The 14,753-nt window shown below is 59.5% G+C and carries 13 protein-coding genes; 10 read left to right on the plus strand and 3 right to left on the minus strand.

Features of this window, described 5'->3' with window-relative positions:
• Positions 1 to 9 precede the first annotated feature (9 nt).
• Positions 10 to 1,212, minus strand: coding sequence for a chromate efflux transporter (gene chrA / locus A3EC_RS0103640; protein WP_018023811.1), 1,203 nt, complete (start codon positions 1,210 to 1,212; stop codon positions 10 to 12).
• Positions 1,213 to 1,225: 13 nt separating this feature from the next.
• Positions 1,226 to 1,987, minus strand: coding sequence for a peroxide stress protein YaaA (locus A3EC_RS0103645; protein ID WP_018023812.1), 762 nt, complete (start codon positions 1,985 to 1,987; stop codon positions 1,226 to 1,228).
• A 37-nt stretch (positions 1,988 to 2,024) separates the two neighbouring features.
• On the opposite strand from A3EC_RS0103645, the gene A3EC_RS0103650 reads away from it, so the two are divergent.
• Entirely contained in the window at positions 2,025 to 3,845 is a 1,821-nt protein-coding gene (locus A3EC_RS0103650; RefSeq protein ID WP_018023813.1) for a proline--tRNA ligase, read from the plus strand.
• Here the strand turns inward: A3EC_RS0103650 and A3EC_RS0103655 are convergent.
• Positions 3,842 to 4,816 (minus strand): DUF4439 domain-containing protein, encoded by a 975-nt coding sequence (locus A3EC_RS0103655; protein ID WP_018023814.1) that lies wholly within the window; start codon positions 4,814 to 4,816, stop codon positions 3,842 to 3,844. The genes A3EC_RS0103650 and A3EC_RS0103655 overlap by 4 nt on opposite strands.
• Before the next feature lie 41 nt (positions 4,817 to 4,857).
• Between A3EC_RS0103655 and rimP the strand changes: the two genes are divergently transcribed.
• From rimP to A3EC_RS0103690, 9 genes are all read left to right on the plus strand, one after another.
• Positions 4,858 to 5,379, plus strand: coding sequence for a ribosome maturation factor RimP (gene rimP, locus A3EC_RS0103660; RefSeq protein ID WP_018023815.1), 522 nt, complete (start codon positions 4,858 to 4,860; stop codon positions 5,377 to 5,379).
• 3 nt (positions 5,380 to 5,382) lie between these two features.
• Positions 5,383 to 6,381 carry a transcription termination factor NusA gene (gene nusA / locus A3EC_RS0103665; protein ID WP_026162165.1) on the plus strand — a complete coding sequence of 333 codons (999 nt, stop codon included), beginning with the start codon at positions 5,383 to 5,385 and terminating at the stop codon, positions 6,379 to 6,381.
• A 131-nt stretch (positions 6,382 to 6,512) separates the two neighbouring features.
• Positions 6,513 to 6,797 (plus strand): YlxR family protein, encoded by a 285-nt coding sequence (locus tag A3EC_RS12700; RefSeq protein ID WP_245532942.1) that lies wholly within the window; start codon positions 6,513 to 6,515, stop codon positions 6,795 to 6,797.
• 96 nt (positions 6,798 to 6,893) lie between these two features.
• On the plus strand, positions 6,894 to 9,803 hold the full coding sequence (infB, locus tag A3EC_RS0103670) for a translation initiation factor IF-2 (RefSeq protein ID WP_018023817.1): 2,910 nt from the start codon (positions 6,894 to 6,896) through the stop codon (positions 9,801 to 9,803).
• A 291-nt stretch (positions 9,804 to 10,094) separates the two neighbouring features.
• Entirely contained in the window at positions 10,095 to 11,555 is a 1,461-nt protein-coding gene (locus A3EC_RS0103675; RefSeq protein ID WP_026162166.1) for an NAD(P)/FAD-dependent oxidoreductase, read from the plus strand.
• Positions 11,556 to 11,567: 12 nt separating this feature from the next.
• Positions 11,568 to 11,750 (plus strand): hypothetical protein, encoded by a 183-nt coding sequence (locus A3EC_RS11260; protein ID WP_040427905.1) that lies wholly within the window; start codon positions 11,568 to 11,570, stop codon positions 11,748 to 11,750.
• A 150-nt stretch (positions 11,751 to 11,900) separates the two neighbouring features.
• Positions 11,901 to 12,359: a 30S ribosome-binding factor RbfA gene (rbfA, locus tag A3EC_RS0103680; protein ID WP_018023819.1), complete on the plus strand. Its 459-nt coding sequence runs from the start codon at positions 11,901 to 11,903 to the stop codon at positions 12,357 to 12,359.
• Positions 12,359 to 13,375, plus strand: coding sequence for a DHH family phosphoesterase (locus tag A3EC_RS0103685; protein WP_169331389.1), 1,017 nt, complete (start codon positions 12,359 to 12,361; stop codon positions 13,373 to 13,375). The genes rbfA and A3EC_RS0103685 overlap by 1 nt, the downstream gene beginning before the upstream one ends.
• An 11-nt stretch (positions 13,376 to 13,386) precedes the next feature.
• Complete coding sequence (locus tag A3EC_RS0103690) at positions 13,387 to 14,676, plus strand: MATE family efflux transporter (protein WP_018023821.1); 1,290 nt, start codon at positions 13,387 to 13,389, stop codon at positions 14,674 to 14,676.
• The last annotated feature ends 77 nt before the right edge of the window (positions 14,677 to 14,753 follow it).

The raw sequence follows: 14,753 nt of genomic DNA on the forward strand, positions 1-14,753 counted from the left end.
ACGTAATCGTCAAAAAGCCCCGGCAGCGCCCAAAACCGCGCCGAGACCCGCCGCCCCTAGGACCACAATCCACGGGGCGGTTTTCCACATATGCAGTGCGATAAACGCGATTGCGGCGACCGCCATCGTCCACACGCCGTGGATACCGGTGATAAAGACTGGGTCGTAGAGCGCCGCTGCGAGCAGCCCCACCACACCGGCATTGACCCCTGCGAGCACCCGACGGGCCTGCGGCAGTGACCGCAGCTTGGCCCAACTTGGCAACGCCGCGAGCAACAACAACGCCGACGGCAAGAAAATCGCGACCGTTGCGACAATCGCACCCTGCCAACCTGCGGCAATCGCGCCGAGGAAAGAAGCGAAGGTGAACAGCGGGCCGGGCACCGCCTGCGCAGCGGCATAACCAGCGAGGAACTCGTCCGCACCAACCAGGCCAGTGTTGACCGTCTCAGCCTGCAACAGCGGCAGCACCACGTGGCCCCCACCGAAGACCAAAGCGCCGGAACGATAAAACGAATCCAACAACGTCAAATACACATTGTCCACCGCGCGCGCGACCACCGGCAAACCAAGCAGCAAACCAACAAACAACACCGCCGCCGCCCACGACAACCACGCTGGGACAGAAAAATTGAGGTTATCGTCTGAGTCCTCCTTCGCTACCGGCAGTCCCGCCAGCAGGAAGTAGCCCAGCGCGCCCGCGCCGACAATCGCCACAATCTGTCCGCTAAACCCAGGCAGAAGCAACGCCGACAAAAACGCCAACAAGGCCAGTGACGCCCGGCGCGCGTCGGGGGTCAGATTCGCGGCCATCCCCCAAACCGCATGGAGCACCACCGCCACAGTGGCGGCCTTCAAACCAATCAGCCAACCGGCATCGGACTGCTCACCAACAAAATCCAACCCCCAAGCAAATGCCGCCAACGCCACGGCAGAGGGCACCGTGAAGGTGAGCCACGAAACGAACATTCCCAGCAGCCCGGCGCGATGCAGCCCCAACCCCATGCTGACCTGGGAGGACGCCGGACCCGGCAGGAATTGGCAGAGTGCCACCAAATCCGAATAAGCCTTGTCGCCCAGCCACTTGCGGCGAACCACCACAGCTTCCCGGAAGTAGCCCAAGTGGGCGGTAGGGCCGCCGAAACTGGTCAAGCCCAAAGGCCCAAAAGTGGTGAATACGTCAAAGACGCTGCCGCGCTGTGTGGTTGTCATGACCCTGATGGTCTCATGAAACCGTCAGTTCTACCTGCTGAGGCGATAGTGCCTGAGCGGCAAAACCCGCTGCTTGGGCTACCTCAACGAGCTCAGTGGCTGAAGCCGGATGCTCGCCGGATAAGGCTAGCGCGCGAGCCAGCTGACCTTTGTAGTGCTTATTGAAATGCGACACCACTTTGCCTGCTGCAGTGACCACCCGCACCTCGAGCGAAGGTACGTCCTGTGGTGGCTTACCTAGATTCCGGTAGCCACCAGAGCGCAGGTCCACGATCAAACCAGCATCTAGGTCCCCGAGGGCGTCAGTGATTGTGCGGCCCCACCGCGCCCGCATTGTCGGTGTGGAGCCATCCGGGTGCGGAACCTTTGACGTTGCCGACAAGCGGTAGTGCGGGATGGCGTCGCTGCCCGCGACTAGCCCGAAAAGGGCTGAGCCGATGGTAAGAACCCGGTGCGCCTCCGGCGGCAAAGACGCCGGTTCCAAAGCGTCAAAAAGCACACCGGTGTAGACCTGAAGCGCTGGGGCAGTGGCGGCGGATCGGAGGTCCGCATTGGCGCTGACTTCGCCAGTTTGGCGCGAGCTGAGCTTGAGCAGGTCAAGGGCGGTATCTGGGGTGGTGGAGCACAGGCTGATGAGGTCGGAAAGGATGCTGCTGCGCACGTCCGAAAGGGTGGGGAATGGCAGCTCGGAGAGATTCAGCGGTGGCCCAGCGGTAGGGAAAGCTTTAGTTTCAGACGGCGGCAGCAAAATCAGCATGCGGTAACCGTAGTCCAACGCACCAACGCTACGGGCAGTAGATACACTTCAACGTATGATCACCCGTCTTTCGCAACTATTTCTGCGCACCCTCCGTGACGACCCTGCCGACGCAGAAGTGCCAAGCCACAAACTGCTTGTCCGCGCCGGCTACATCCGCCGTGTTGCCCCCGGCATTTACTCCTGGCTGCCGCTGGGGCTGCGAGCGGTCCGCAACGTTGAGCAGATTGTTCGCGAAGAGATGAACGGCATTGGCGCACAGGAAATCTCTCTGCCGGCGCTGCTGCCACGCGAAGCCTACGAAAAGACGAACCGGTGGACTGAATACGGCCCAAGCCTGTTCCGTCTCAAGGACCGCAAGGACGCCGACTACCTGCTTGGCCCAACCCACGAAGAAGTCTTCGCGCTGACCGTGAAGGACATGTACACCAGCTACAAGGACTTCCCAACGACGCTGTACCAAATCCAAACCAAGTACCGCGACGAAGAGCGCCCACGCGCTGGCATTCTGCGTGGCCGCGAATTCATCATGAAGGACTCCTACTCCTTCGACATGGACGACGCCGGGCTGGAAGCTAGCTACCAGGCACACCGCGGGGCCTACCAGCGTATTTTTGACCGACTTGGTGTCGACTACGTCATCTGCGCCGCCACCTCTGGCGCGATGGGCGGCTCCGCTTCGGAAGAATTCCTCGCTGTGTCCGCCAACGGTGAAGATACTTTCGTCCGCGCCACCGACGGTGACTACGCCGCCAACGTTGAGGCAGTCGTCACCCAGCCAGGCGTCGAGCGGCCAATTGAGGGCCAGCCGGAAGCAGTGGTGCACGACACCCCAGATGCCGAAACCATTGACGCGCTGGTGGAATGGGCCAATGGTGCCGGTGTGCAGATTAACGGTGTGGCAGTCACTGCGGCCGACACGTTGAAGTGCGTGATGACGAAAGTTACCCGCGTGCTTACTGATGAAGAAGCGAAAGCTGCGCTGAAAGCCGCTAACGGAGATGCCAGCCAGGTGCCAGATCTGGTGACCGAACTTGTTGGTGTGCTGGTGCCGGGCGACCGCGAAGTAGACATGAAGCGTCTCGAGGCGGCTTTTGAGCCAGCGGAAGTAGCGCTGCTGGAAGACGACGACTTCAAGGCCGCACCATTTTTGGTCAAGGGCTACATCGGCCCGCGCGCACTGGCGGCGAACGGCGTGAAGGTGTTGGCAGACCCACGAGTGGTTTCCGGGACATCGTGGATTACCGGCGCCGACGCGAAGAATCAGCATGTGGTGGGCTTGGTATGCGGCCGCGACTTCACCCCAGATGGCGTGATCGAGGCTGCGGAAGTGCACGAAGGTGACCCAGCGCCAGAAGGACAGGGCACGCTGACTCTGGCCCGCGGCATCGAAATCGGCCACATTTTCCAGCTGGGTCGCAAGTACACCGACGCCATGGAACTGGACATTCTGGACGAAAACGGCCGCCGGGCCCGCCCAACCATGGGTTCCTACGGCATCGGTGTCTCCCGCCTGGTGGCCGTGCTCGCCGAGCAGATGCACGACGACAAAGGTCTGGTGTGGCCAGCAGCGGTGGCACCATTCCCAGTGCATGTGGTCATTGCGAATAAGGACGCCGAAGCAGGTGAAGCAGCAGAAGCACTGGCAGCGGAGCTTGATGCCGCAGGTGTGGAAGTGCTCCTCGACGACCGCCCAAAGGTCAGCCCAGGCGTGAAGTTCAAGGACTCGGAGCTGCTGGGCATGCCGTATGTCATTGTGGTTGGCCGCGGTTTCCAGGACCGGAAGGTTGAGCTGCGTAACCGCCTAACTGGCGAAAAATCCGAGATTGACTATGACGTAGCAGTGGCCACTGTGCAGGGGCTGCTCGCGAACTAGCGACCAGGAGTGGGGTTAGCCAGCGTTACGGCGTGGTCTAGCCCCGCCAGGTCTGCCGCCGCCAGTGCTGCCGAAGACATCAAGCGGGTCGCCCAGATCCGCAGGTCCCCAGAATTGGCGCGTTCGACAACTTCGCGCCACACCAGCACAGCATTATTGGCCAGATCTTCGGCGGTCATATCGTCAATAAGCACATAACCTGCGGCAGGTGTTGGGGCGGTGACCTGCAACTTCTTCTTCTTTGGCTGCAGGCCGAAGCTGGTCAGGGCGGCGTCGCGAATCAGCCGGTGGGCCTTTTGCGCCGCGGCGATGGCGGCGCGTTCCTCGGGATCGGTGCTGCGGGCATGCAGTGTAGTGAGGTTATCCAGCAGGGCATACTCGCTGGTCAAGCCGAAAGCGAGTGCCTCCACATCGGCTTCGGAGGTGAATAGTTCCGCGCCTTGGAACGGCCCCACACCGGTATCGACCGTCAATTCGCTCAGGCGGTCAGCGTCGACGTGTTGCAGCGCAAACATGATGCCAGTGGAAATTGACGCGCCGAAACCGGCTGAAGGGCCAGACAGAGCCTTGATGGCGCCGAAGCTGCTGGTGACGGCTTCGAAAAGCAGGCGGGCGTCATCTGCGTCGGCGGGGGCAGAGACTGAACCGAGGCTGGATTGCTGCGTCTGGCATGCTTCGGGCACAGTGCCATCTTCAAAGGTTCCGCATTGGCGAACCACTTCGGCCTGCAATATGTCAGCTTGGCTGCGGCGAAACTCGGCAATGTCCTTGTCCTGCAAGGCATCTGCGTTCATCCGGGCGACATCTCGGAGTTGACGAATGCCATCGTCGGCACTGTGCTGCAGAGTTGAGCAGGCCGTCAGCGCCCCGCCAGCCACCGCCGTGCCGACCGCGCCCGTGAGCATGACACGGCGCAAAAAGCTGCGTCGGGACAGGGGAGCGGCGGCGGTGAAGTCTGGGTGGGAAGGCACTCTCTTATGGTGCCAGATTCTTGGCTGCTACATTCAACTGCATGGCAATGCCGAAAGAATCCGAGCTCATCCCGATAATCACCCCTGCCTTGGAGGCAGCTGGCCTGGACCTGGAAGGACTGAAGATCACCCGCGCCGGTGCACACTCCCAGGTCACGATTGCGGTTGATGGCGACACTCGACCAGACCTTGATGCACTCGAAGCGCTTTCCCGCAACGTTTCCGAGCTTTTTGACGCAGCGGAGGCAGCGGGAACCATTAAATTTGGCGGACAAGGCTACAACCTGGAACTGACCACCATGGGTGTGGGAGCGCCATTGACTGCCCCGCGACACTTCCGCCGGAACCGAGGCCGGCTCGTCAAACTCCCAAGCGGTGACCTGCAACGACTAGGAGCGGTATCGGCTGACGAAAGTCAGGTAGTTCTCATTTCGCCGAAAGGTGCGACGCAGTTAGCAGAATTGGGAGCTATTGGCGGGGCAGTGGTAGAAGTTGAGTTCGCCACTTTGTCTGACGAACAGGCTGCCTTGGTGGCAAAAGACTTCTCCGATTTCGAGGTTTAACAAGTGAAAATTGATATGACCGCGCTGCGTGGCGTGGAAAAAGAACGTGGCGTAGCAATCGCCGACATGCTCGAAACCATTCGAAGCGCACTGTCGGAAAGCTACTCCGAATTGCCTGGTGCCGCAGATCAGCACCGGGTAGACATTGACCCAGTAAGCGGCGATGTCACCGTGACTGTCTTTGAGTACGACGAAGACGGCAACTTGATCTCGCAGTCGGATGACACCCCCAGCGACTTTGGTCGCCACGCAGCCGGCGCCGTGCGCTCCGCGATCAACTCCCGGATGCGGCAAGCTGCCACCGAACGGACCTACGGCGAATTCGTCGACCTGGAACGGCAGGTAGTTTCCGGCGTCGTGCAGCGCGATGCAATGGCCAACGAAAAGGGCATTGTTATTGTCCGCATCGGTGGCGAAAACGGCAACGACGGCATTTTGATGCCAGCCGAGCAGATTCCTGGCGAAACCTACGAACACGGTCAGCGCGTCAAGTGCTACGTGGTCGGGGTGACCAAGGGCATGCGCAACGTGCAGATCCAACTGTCCCGAACCCACCCGGAACTCGTTCGCGGCCTGTTCCGACTCGAAGTGCCAGAAGTAGCTGATGATGCTGTGGAACTGGTGTCGATTGCTCGTGAAGCAGGTGCCCGTTCCAAGGTGGCAGTGAAGTCGACCGTCGATGGATTGAACGCCAAGGGCGCATGCATTGGCCCGCGTGGTCAGCGTGTTAACCACATCATGAATGATCTGGGCGGCGAAAAGATCGACATTATCGACTGGTCTGATGACCCAGCGAAATTTGTCGGCAACGCGCTGGCACCAGCCAAGGTGGTGTCGGTGGAGGTAGTGGACCTGGAAACCCAGACCGCGAAAGTGGTTGTTCCGGAGTATCAACTGTCTCTGGCAATCGGCCGAGAAGGTCAAAACGCTCGATTGGCAGCACGATTGACCGGTTGGCGCATTGACATCCACTCCGATGGCTCGGAAACAGGGCGCGCGTAACCGGCAGTTAACCTTTCTGCGGGAATGTGGCGTATCCTAGACAACGGCCCTTTAGTTTTAATCACAGCGGAAGGTGCGGTTACCCGTAGATGCAAGCAGATTCCAGCAGCGCAACAGCGCCGCGCATGCGGATGTGCATTGCAACCCGGCAACGCCGACCTGAATCAGAGCTGCTGCGAATCGTTGCGGAGAACCGCGACGATAGCGTGATCGCAGTTCCCGATCCACAGCGGCGCTTACCCGGCAGGGGAGCGTGGCTGACGCCAACGATTGAAGCTTGGGAAATCGCCCAACAGCGCCGTGCGTTTAGTCGGGCGTTGAAGGTATCTGCGAAAGTAGATGCGAATCCAGTGCGCATACACATTGAGAAGGTATGTGAAGTGGATCAATCAGTGAGGAAGAACCAAAAACCATGATGAGTATCCGATGAAGCATCAGCGATGATTACCCATCACAATGGAGCCTGCCTGGATTAGCTAAGCCGGGCAGCTCCCACAACCATGAGGAGAGTAGTGCCCGGAAAGCTTCGTGTACATGAGCTGGCGAAACAGCTCGGTATCACCAGCAAAGAACTTCTTGCCAAGCTGAAGGAAGAAGGCGAATTCGTCAAGACGGCGTCGTCGACGGTTCAGCCACCAGTGGTCAAGAAGATGAAGGCGTTGTACGGCGAAGGTGACGCACCTTCTGCCAACGCAACCCCTGGACCATCCCTGACGTCGGCTGTTCCTGACGCAAAGCCAAGCCCACGTCCTGGCCCACGCCCGCGCCCGAAGGCACCGGCAAAGCCAGCGGCTGGCGCTGCCAAGCCAGGCCCACGCCCAACCCCAGGCCCAGGTGCAAAGCCAGGCCCAACTCCTGCGGCGGCCGCACAGAAGGCGGAACAGAAGGCAGACAAGCCAAAGCCAACCGCAGCGGCGAAGCCAGGCCCACGTCCAACTCCAGGCCCAGCGGCAAAGCCAGGCCCACGTCCGTCTGCTCCAGCGCAGGACAAGCAGGACAAGGCTGCTTCGGCAGACATCCCGAAGCCAGCTGCCCGCCCAGGTGGCGCAGCGAAGCCAGGCCCGAAGCCTGGTCCAAAGCCAGGTCCACGTGCCCCTCGCGTAGCGAACAACCCGTTCTCCACGGGTGAGGAAGAGCGCCACAGCCCACGTCCAGGTGGCGGCCCACGCCCAGGTCCACGCCCAAGTGGCGGACCTCGTCCTGGCGGCGGCCCACGCCCAGGCCCAGGTGCTGGCGGCCCACGCTCCGGTGGCGGCCCACGTCCTGGCGGACGCGGTGGCGCAAAGCCAGGTGCACGTCCAGCAGCCGGCGGTTCCGGACGCGGCCCACGCCCAACACCAGCCATGATGCCTGCGCACCCAAGCCCAGGTGTGATGCCACAACAGCGCCCAGGCGGTGCTGAAGGTGGTCGCGGTCGCGGTCGTGGTGGCCACGGCGGACCTGGTGGCCCAGGCGGTCCAGGTGGCGGACCACGCGGTGGACGCGGCGGTCGTCGCGGCGGTACCGCTGGTGCATTCGGTCGTCCAGGCGGCGCCCCTCGTAAGGGACGCAAGTCGAAGCGTCAGAAGCGCAATGAGTACGAGGAGATGCACGCACCAACCGTCGTTGGCGGTGTGCGTCTGCCAAACGGCAAGGGCGCTACCGTCCGACTGCGTCAGGGCGCAACCCTGTCCGACTTTGCGGAGAAGATCGACGCCGATCCAGCGGCATTGGTGCAGGCACTGTTCAACCTTGGCGAAATGGCCACGGCGAACCAGTCCGTACCAGGCGAAACCCTGGAACTGCTTGGCGACGAGATGGACTACAAGGTCGAAATCGTCAGCCCTGAAGACGAAGACCGTGAACTGCTCGAAGCATTCGACCTGCAGTTCGGTGAAGACGAAGGCGATGAAGAAGAACTCGCTTCCCGTCCACCAGTGGTCACCGTTATGGGCCACGTCGACCACGGTAAGACCCGACTGCTGGACTCGATCCGTCGTGCAAACGTCGGCTCCGGCGAAGCAGGCGGCATTACCCAGACCATCGGTGCGTACCAGGTTCCAGTGGACCTCGACGGCGAGCCTCGTCGCGTAACCTTCCTGGATACCCCAGGTCACGAAGCGTTTACCGCGATGCGTGCCCGTGGTGCGAAGTCCACAGACATCGCCATCCTGGTGGTTGCTGCCGATGACGGCGTCATGCCTCAGACCGTGGAAGCAATTAACCACGCCAAGGCTGCTGATGTGCCAATCGTCGTCGCAGTGAACAAGATCGATAAGGAAGGCGCTGACCCACAGAAGATTCGTGGCCAGCTCACCGAATACGGTCTGACCGACGAAGAGTGGGGCGGCGACACCATGTTCGTCGACATCTCCGCGAAGCAGGGCACCAACATCGACGGTCTGCTGGAGGCAGTGTTGCTTACTGCTGACGCGGCTCTGGATCTGCGTGCTAACCCAGACATGGATGCACAGGGTGTGGCGATTGAAGCGCACCTTGACCGTGGTCGCGGCCCAGTGGCTACCGTCATTGTTCAGCGCGGTACCTTGCGCGTTGGTGACTCGATTGTGGTTGGCGATGCCCATGGCCGTGTCCGTCGAATGATTGACGAATACGGTAAGGACATTGAGGAAGCTGGTCCATCCTGCCCAGCGCAGGTCTTGGGTCTGACTTCGGTGCCAGGTGCTGGTGACAACCTGCTCGTTGTCGAAGACGACCGGATTGCCCGCCAGATTGCTAACCAGCGTGATGCACGTCGACGCTCTGCTCTGCAGGCGAAGAACCGCAAGCGCATCTCCCTGGAGAACCTGGACGAGCACCTCAAGGAAACCAACGTCCTCAACCTCATCCTCAAGGGCGACAACGCCGGTACCGTCGAGGCACTGGAAGAAGCGCTCCTCAAGATCGAGGTCGACGACGAAGTTGCGCTCAACGTTGTGGACCGCGGTGTGGGTGCTGTCACCCAGACCAACGTCGACCTGGCAGCGGCATCCGATGCCGTCATCATTGCCTTCAACGTTCGTTCCGAAGGCAAGGCAACCGAGCACGCCAATGCCGAAGGCGTCGAAATCCGCTACTACACGGTCATCTACAAGGCCCTGGAAGAAGTGGAAGCAGCGCTGCGCGGCATGCTTAAGCCAATCTACGAAGAACGCGAACTCGGCCGTGCCGAAATCCGCGCTACCTTCAAGGCTTCTGCTGTCGGCCTGATTGCAGGTTGCATGATCGAGTCCGGCAAGGTGCACCGCAACAACAAGGTGCGCATTGTCCGCGATGGCACGGTTGTTGCCGAACAGGCATCGATCAACTCGCTGCGTCGTGAGAAGGATGACGTCACTGAGGTCTCCGCAGGTTACGAATGCGGTATGGTGCTGTCCTACCAGGACATCCAGGTCGGCGACATCATTGAAGCCTACGAGCTGGTTGAGGTACCACGTACCTAAGGCAGTCCAAGTACGCCACGTTGTGTGCTTAGCGACGAAGTGAAGACCGGTCAGCAAATTGCTGACCGGTCTTTTCGCTTTCTTGACCAACTTCCTGTCTGAGGTGGTCTACTCGGCGACCAGCACTCGGGGACGAGCACTCGGGGGTTTAGCAGGAAAGAGTGTGTCCGATCGGGTTGCTAGCTATCGGATGCAGCGAGTGGCTTGGAAGGGGCATATGTCACATTTGCTGTAGATATACCCCCTAGGGCATAGCGTTGGGGGTGTCCACCTACTAGCTAGGAGTTGACCATGTCAGACATTGTCATTCTCGGCGCTGGAGTTTCCGGTCATACCGCGGCTCTCCATCTCAGCCGTTTACTTCCCGAAGGCCACACCATTACAGTCGTCTCGCCTAACTCCGATTGGAACTGGATCCCAAGCAATATCTGGGTCGGAGTAGGGCGGATGAAGAAGAGGAAAGTAGTCTTTCCGCTCGCACCTATCTACCGCAAGAAAGGCATAGATTTCCGTCAGGCCTATGCCACCGCCATTTGGCCCGAAGGCGATGACGCAAGTTCCCGCGGGGCCGTCGACATTGCCTATGCTGGCCCCGGCCAAGAAGGAAAGACCGAGCGCTTGCGCTACGACTACCTCATCAATGCCACTGGACCACAGTTGCGGTTCGATATGACTGAGGGACTTGGACCAGACGCAGGCGGACACTCGTTGTCAGTATGTACCGCCGACCACGCAGTTGAGGCGAGAGCAGGACTGCAGAAAGTTATCGCCGACCTGAAACGCGGCGAGGAAAAGACATTGGTCGTTGGCATGGGACACGGTACCTGCACCTGTGAGGGAGCCGCTTTTGAATACACCTTCAATGTCGACCATGAATTGCGTGCAGCAGGGGTTCGCGACAAGGCCCGTCTTATCTACCTCACCAATGAAGCTGAGCTCGGGGATTTTGGGGTCGGCGGGATGGTGTTCATGCAAGAAGGTTATGAAACGACCTCGAAGATTTGGACGGAATCACTCTTCCGTGAGCGCGACGTAGAAGCCATTCTCGGCGCGCATGTCCACAAAGTCGAAGAAGGCATCATTCATTTCGAAACTCTAGATGGCTCCTACCACGAGCTGCCATTTGATTTCGCCATGCTGCTACCGCCCTTTGGTGGCGTTCCACTCAGCGCACACGCCCCCGACGGCACCGACATTTCTGACGATTTGTTTGCGCCCAATGGCTTCATGCTGGTCGATGCCGACTACACCAAGAAGCCGTTCGAGCAGTGGTCCGCAGCGGACTGGCCGCAGACCTGTCAGTCTGCTGCTTTCGACAACATCTGGGCGGTTGGGATTGCGTTTGCACCGCCGCACCAGATTTCGCGGCCGCGTGTTAGTCCTAACGGAACAAGTATCGCGCCATCCCCGCCCCGTACCGGTCAGCCATCCGGTGAAATGGGCAAGGCAGCCGCGCTATCGATCGTCGATCGCATCAAAAACGGCAACGCTGCGATGCCGCATAAAGCATCCATGGCGGAAATGGGTGCCGCTTGTATTGCATCCGCCGGCACCGGTTTGACGACTGGTTCAGCCGCTTCGATGGTGATGATGCCGGTCGTGCCGGATAAGAAGAAGTATCGAACTGGTCGTGATTTGCGCTACACAACCGGAGAAATCGGTTTGTCAGGTCACTGGACCAAATTGGTACTGCACTACTTGTTCATTTACAAGGCCAAAGGGCTGCCGGGCTGGCAGTTCATTCCGGAGTAAGGGGAATTTGTCATGAGCGACAATAATCCAGCACATGGACATCCAACCAGCGGTAAAGATGACTACATCCTGTCTCTAGAACATGCGCCGCTGCCTACTGCCCGGACGCTGCGCCGCCGTCGGAACCTGCTTTTTCAGCTCGGCCGATTCATCGTCAACAACGTAAAAATGGCGCTGATGGTATTCCGACGGTGACCGTGTGAAGCCCTGAACCCGCCCAAATGTCCCACGAGTAGCCCGAGCCCCGAGCGTTTTCGAACGTCTGCGGGGTTCAGCTGTCTTGTGTGTCTTTGAATCGGGGTACTCTTAGAATCTGAATTGTTCCCGACCGAGGAGAGTGACATCGTGGCTAACCCAGCACGCGCACGCCAACTTGCCAAACAGATTATGCATATCGTGGCGCAAGCGATTGGCTCGGAGATTAAAGACCCTCGTCTTGAACTCGTGACGGTCACTGACTGCCAAGTCACTGGCGATTTGCACAACGCCACCGTTTTCTACACCGTCCGCGGTCGAAACATCGATGATGAACCGGATTGGGACGCCGCCGCGAACTCTCTGGCTCGCGCCCGCGGCCAGCTGCGCACCATGGTGGGGCGCCGGCTCGGCGTACGATACACCCCGACCCTAGAGTTTGAGGTCGATACCGTTCCAGAGGCATCCGCCCACTTGGAAGCGGTATTGGCGAAGGCTCGTCAGCGCGATGCAGAGATTGCAGCTCAAGCTGAAGGTGCCAAGTATTCTGGAGATGCTGACCCATACCGTAAGCCGGAGGCTGACCAAGAAGAGCCAGGTGAGTGGTAGTGATCGCACCAGTAGAAGGCACTACCATCTCGCGTCGTAACGGCGCAGTTTTGCACGAGATTCTGGACACCATTAATAAGGCCCAGAAAGTTGTTGTCATCTGCCATGTGCACGCGGACGCTGACGCTGTTGGTTCGGCTACAGCTTTAGCGCTGGCGCTGCGTAAAGCTGGCCGCCAGGTATGGCATACCTATGGGGAAAACGCTCTGCTGTCGAAATCGCTGTATTCCATTCCAGCGTCCGACCAATTCACCCCGTACGCCGAGTTGCCGCCGGTTGACGAGGTGGATGCAGTTTTCGTGGTCGACTGCGGCTCTATTGCCCGCACCGGCGCCCTCGAGGACTATGTCCGCAACGCGAAAACCAGCATCGTTGTTGACCACCACGACTCCAACGATGGCTTCTGCGACATTAACTTGGTCGATACCGAAGCCGAATCCACCACTTCGCTGCTATTCGATTTGATTGAAGTGTGGGGCATTGGCCTTGACCGCGACATTGCGCATTGCCTGTACGCCGGGTTGGTCACCGATACTGGTTCCTTCCGCTGGGGTCGACCACGGATGCACACCATCGCCGCGAAGCTGTTGTCCTTCGGACTGGACCCGAAGCTCATTGCCACTGAGCTGCTCGATGGCATGAAGTTCGACTTCTTCCCAATGCTGGGCGCCGCAATGAGTACGGCGACTTTGGTCCCAGAGTGGGGTGGTGGCTCGGGTCTTATTCACGTGACTGTTACCCACGACATGATGTCGACAGTCGGCCACGACGAGGTGGAGAAGGTGGTGGACATTGTCCGCACTGCCAACGACACCGATGTCACTGCCGTGTTCAAGGAGTACTCCCCAGGGGTGTGGCGGACGTCCCTGCGTTCCCAGCAGCTTGTTGACGTTGCGGAGATTGCGGAGGTATTTGGCGGCGGGGGACATACCCGAGCTTCCGGCTACACCTTCGAAGGCGATCGAGCGGCGTTGGTGCAATCGTTGGTTGAAGTGGTGGTTCCATCCACGCAGTAGCGAAGGACCAGGTGTCCTTCGGCAAAATTCTGTCGTTGGCGCTGCCGGCACTGGGTGTGTTGGCGGCGCCACCGCTATATGTGCTGCTGGATACCGCAGTAGTGGGACACCGTGGCGCCGTTGAGTTGGCGGCGTTAGCGGCTGGGTCGACTGTGCTGTCGATGGTGACCACGCAGCTAACGTTTTTGGCCTATGGCACAACTGCCCGATCTGCACGGCGCTTCGGGGAAGGTGACCGGGCTGGAGCGATCCATGAAGGTGTGCAAGCTACCTGGATTGCATTCCTGGTGGGGTTGGCGCTGGTAGCCGTCATCCACACCGGTGCTGGACAGTTCACCCAGTGGTTAGCCGCCGATAGTGACATCGCCGGTGCTGCTGCTAGCTGGCTCAAGGTCGCCTCGTGGGGCATTCCTTTGACACTGATGACACAAGCCGGAAATGGTTGGCTTCGCGGTATTCAAAACGTCAGGTTGCCGCTGTATTTTGTGCTCGCCGGGATTGTGCCGGCCACACTTATTTTGGTGCCAATGGTCAATCGCTTTGGAGTCGTCGGGTCTGCGTGGGCGAACCTGGCTGGTGAAACCATTACGTCCCTGTGCTTTTTGACGGCATTGATTCGTCATCACCACGGCAGTTGGCGACCAGATTGGCATCTGATCCGAGTGCAGTTGGTGCTCGGTCGCGATCTGATTTTGCGTTCGTTGAGTTTCCAGGTGGCGTTTTTGTCGGCTGCTGCTGTGGCACCGCGTGTGGGTGGGGCACCGGGACTGGCTGCGCATCAAATTCTGCTGCAGCTATGGAATCTGATTTCCTTGCTGTTGGATTCGTTGGCTATCGCCGCGCAAGCGTTGGTGGGAGCGGCATTAGGATCTGGGTCTCGGGAGCATGCTCGGACAACGGCACGGTCGGTGACTGTTTGGTCGACGGTACTAGCCTCCGCTTTGGCGCTGATATTCGCGGCAGGTTTTAGGTTGCTGCCGGCGCTGTTCACTTCTGATCTCGCCGTGCTATCAGCAATTGCTCGGCCTTGGTGGATATTGGTGGCGATGATTCCCGCAGGTGGAGTCGTTTTTGCGTTGGATGGGGTACTTTTAGGCGCTGGCGATGCAACATTTCTGAGAAACGCGACGATGTTGTCCGTAGCGATAGGTTTTCTGCCGCCTGTGTGGCTGTCACTGGTTTTCCAGTGGGGTCTTGTGGGCATCTGGAGCGGTCTGATGGCATTTATTTTGTGTCGTCTGGCATTTGTCAGTTGGCGATACCGTTCCGGAGAGTGGGAAGCCTTAGCGCTAACTAAATAACTGTTAAAGAAGTTGCCAGAGGTATTAGTGGTATTGATGTGACATCTGGTGTTATGGTTCGTGTGTGAGTTCAGCAG

This window comes from Corynebacterium ulceribovis DSM 45146 (assembly GCF_000372445.1).
Classification (GTDB): Bacteria; Actinomycetota; Actinomycetes; order Mycobacteriales; family Mycobacteriaceae; genus Corynebacterium; species Corynebacterium ulceribovis.

What these genes read in the sequence shown, in the direction of transcription:
- chrA (WP_018023811.1), bottom strand. Translation starts at nt 1,212, where the DNA reads ATGACAACCACACAGCGCGGCAGCGTCTTTGACGTATTCACCACTTTT.
- A3EC_RS0103650 (WP_018023813.1), top strand. Translation starts at nt 2,025, where the DNA reads ATGATCACCCGTCTTTCGCAACTATTTCTGCGCACCCTCCGTGACGAC.
- rimP (WP_018023815.1), top strand. Translation starts at nt 4,858, where the DNA reads ATGGCAATGCCGAAAGAATCCGAGCTCATCCCGATAATCACCCCTGCC.
- A3EC_RS12700 (WP_245532942.1), top strand. Translation starts at nt 6,513, where the DNA reads ATGTGCATTGCAACCCGGCAACGCCGACCTGAATCAGAGCTGCTGCGA.
- A3EC_RS0103675 (WP_026162166.1), top strand. Translation starts at nt 10,095, where the DNA reads ATGTCAGACATTGTCATTCTCGGCGCTGGAGTTTCCGGTCATACCGCG.
- A3EC_RS11260 (WP_040427905.1), top strand. Translation starts at nt 11,568, where the DNA reads ATGAGCGACAATAATCCAGCACATGGACATCCAACCAGCGGTAAAGAT.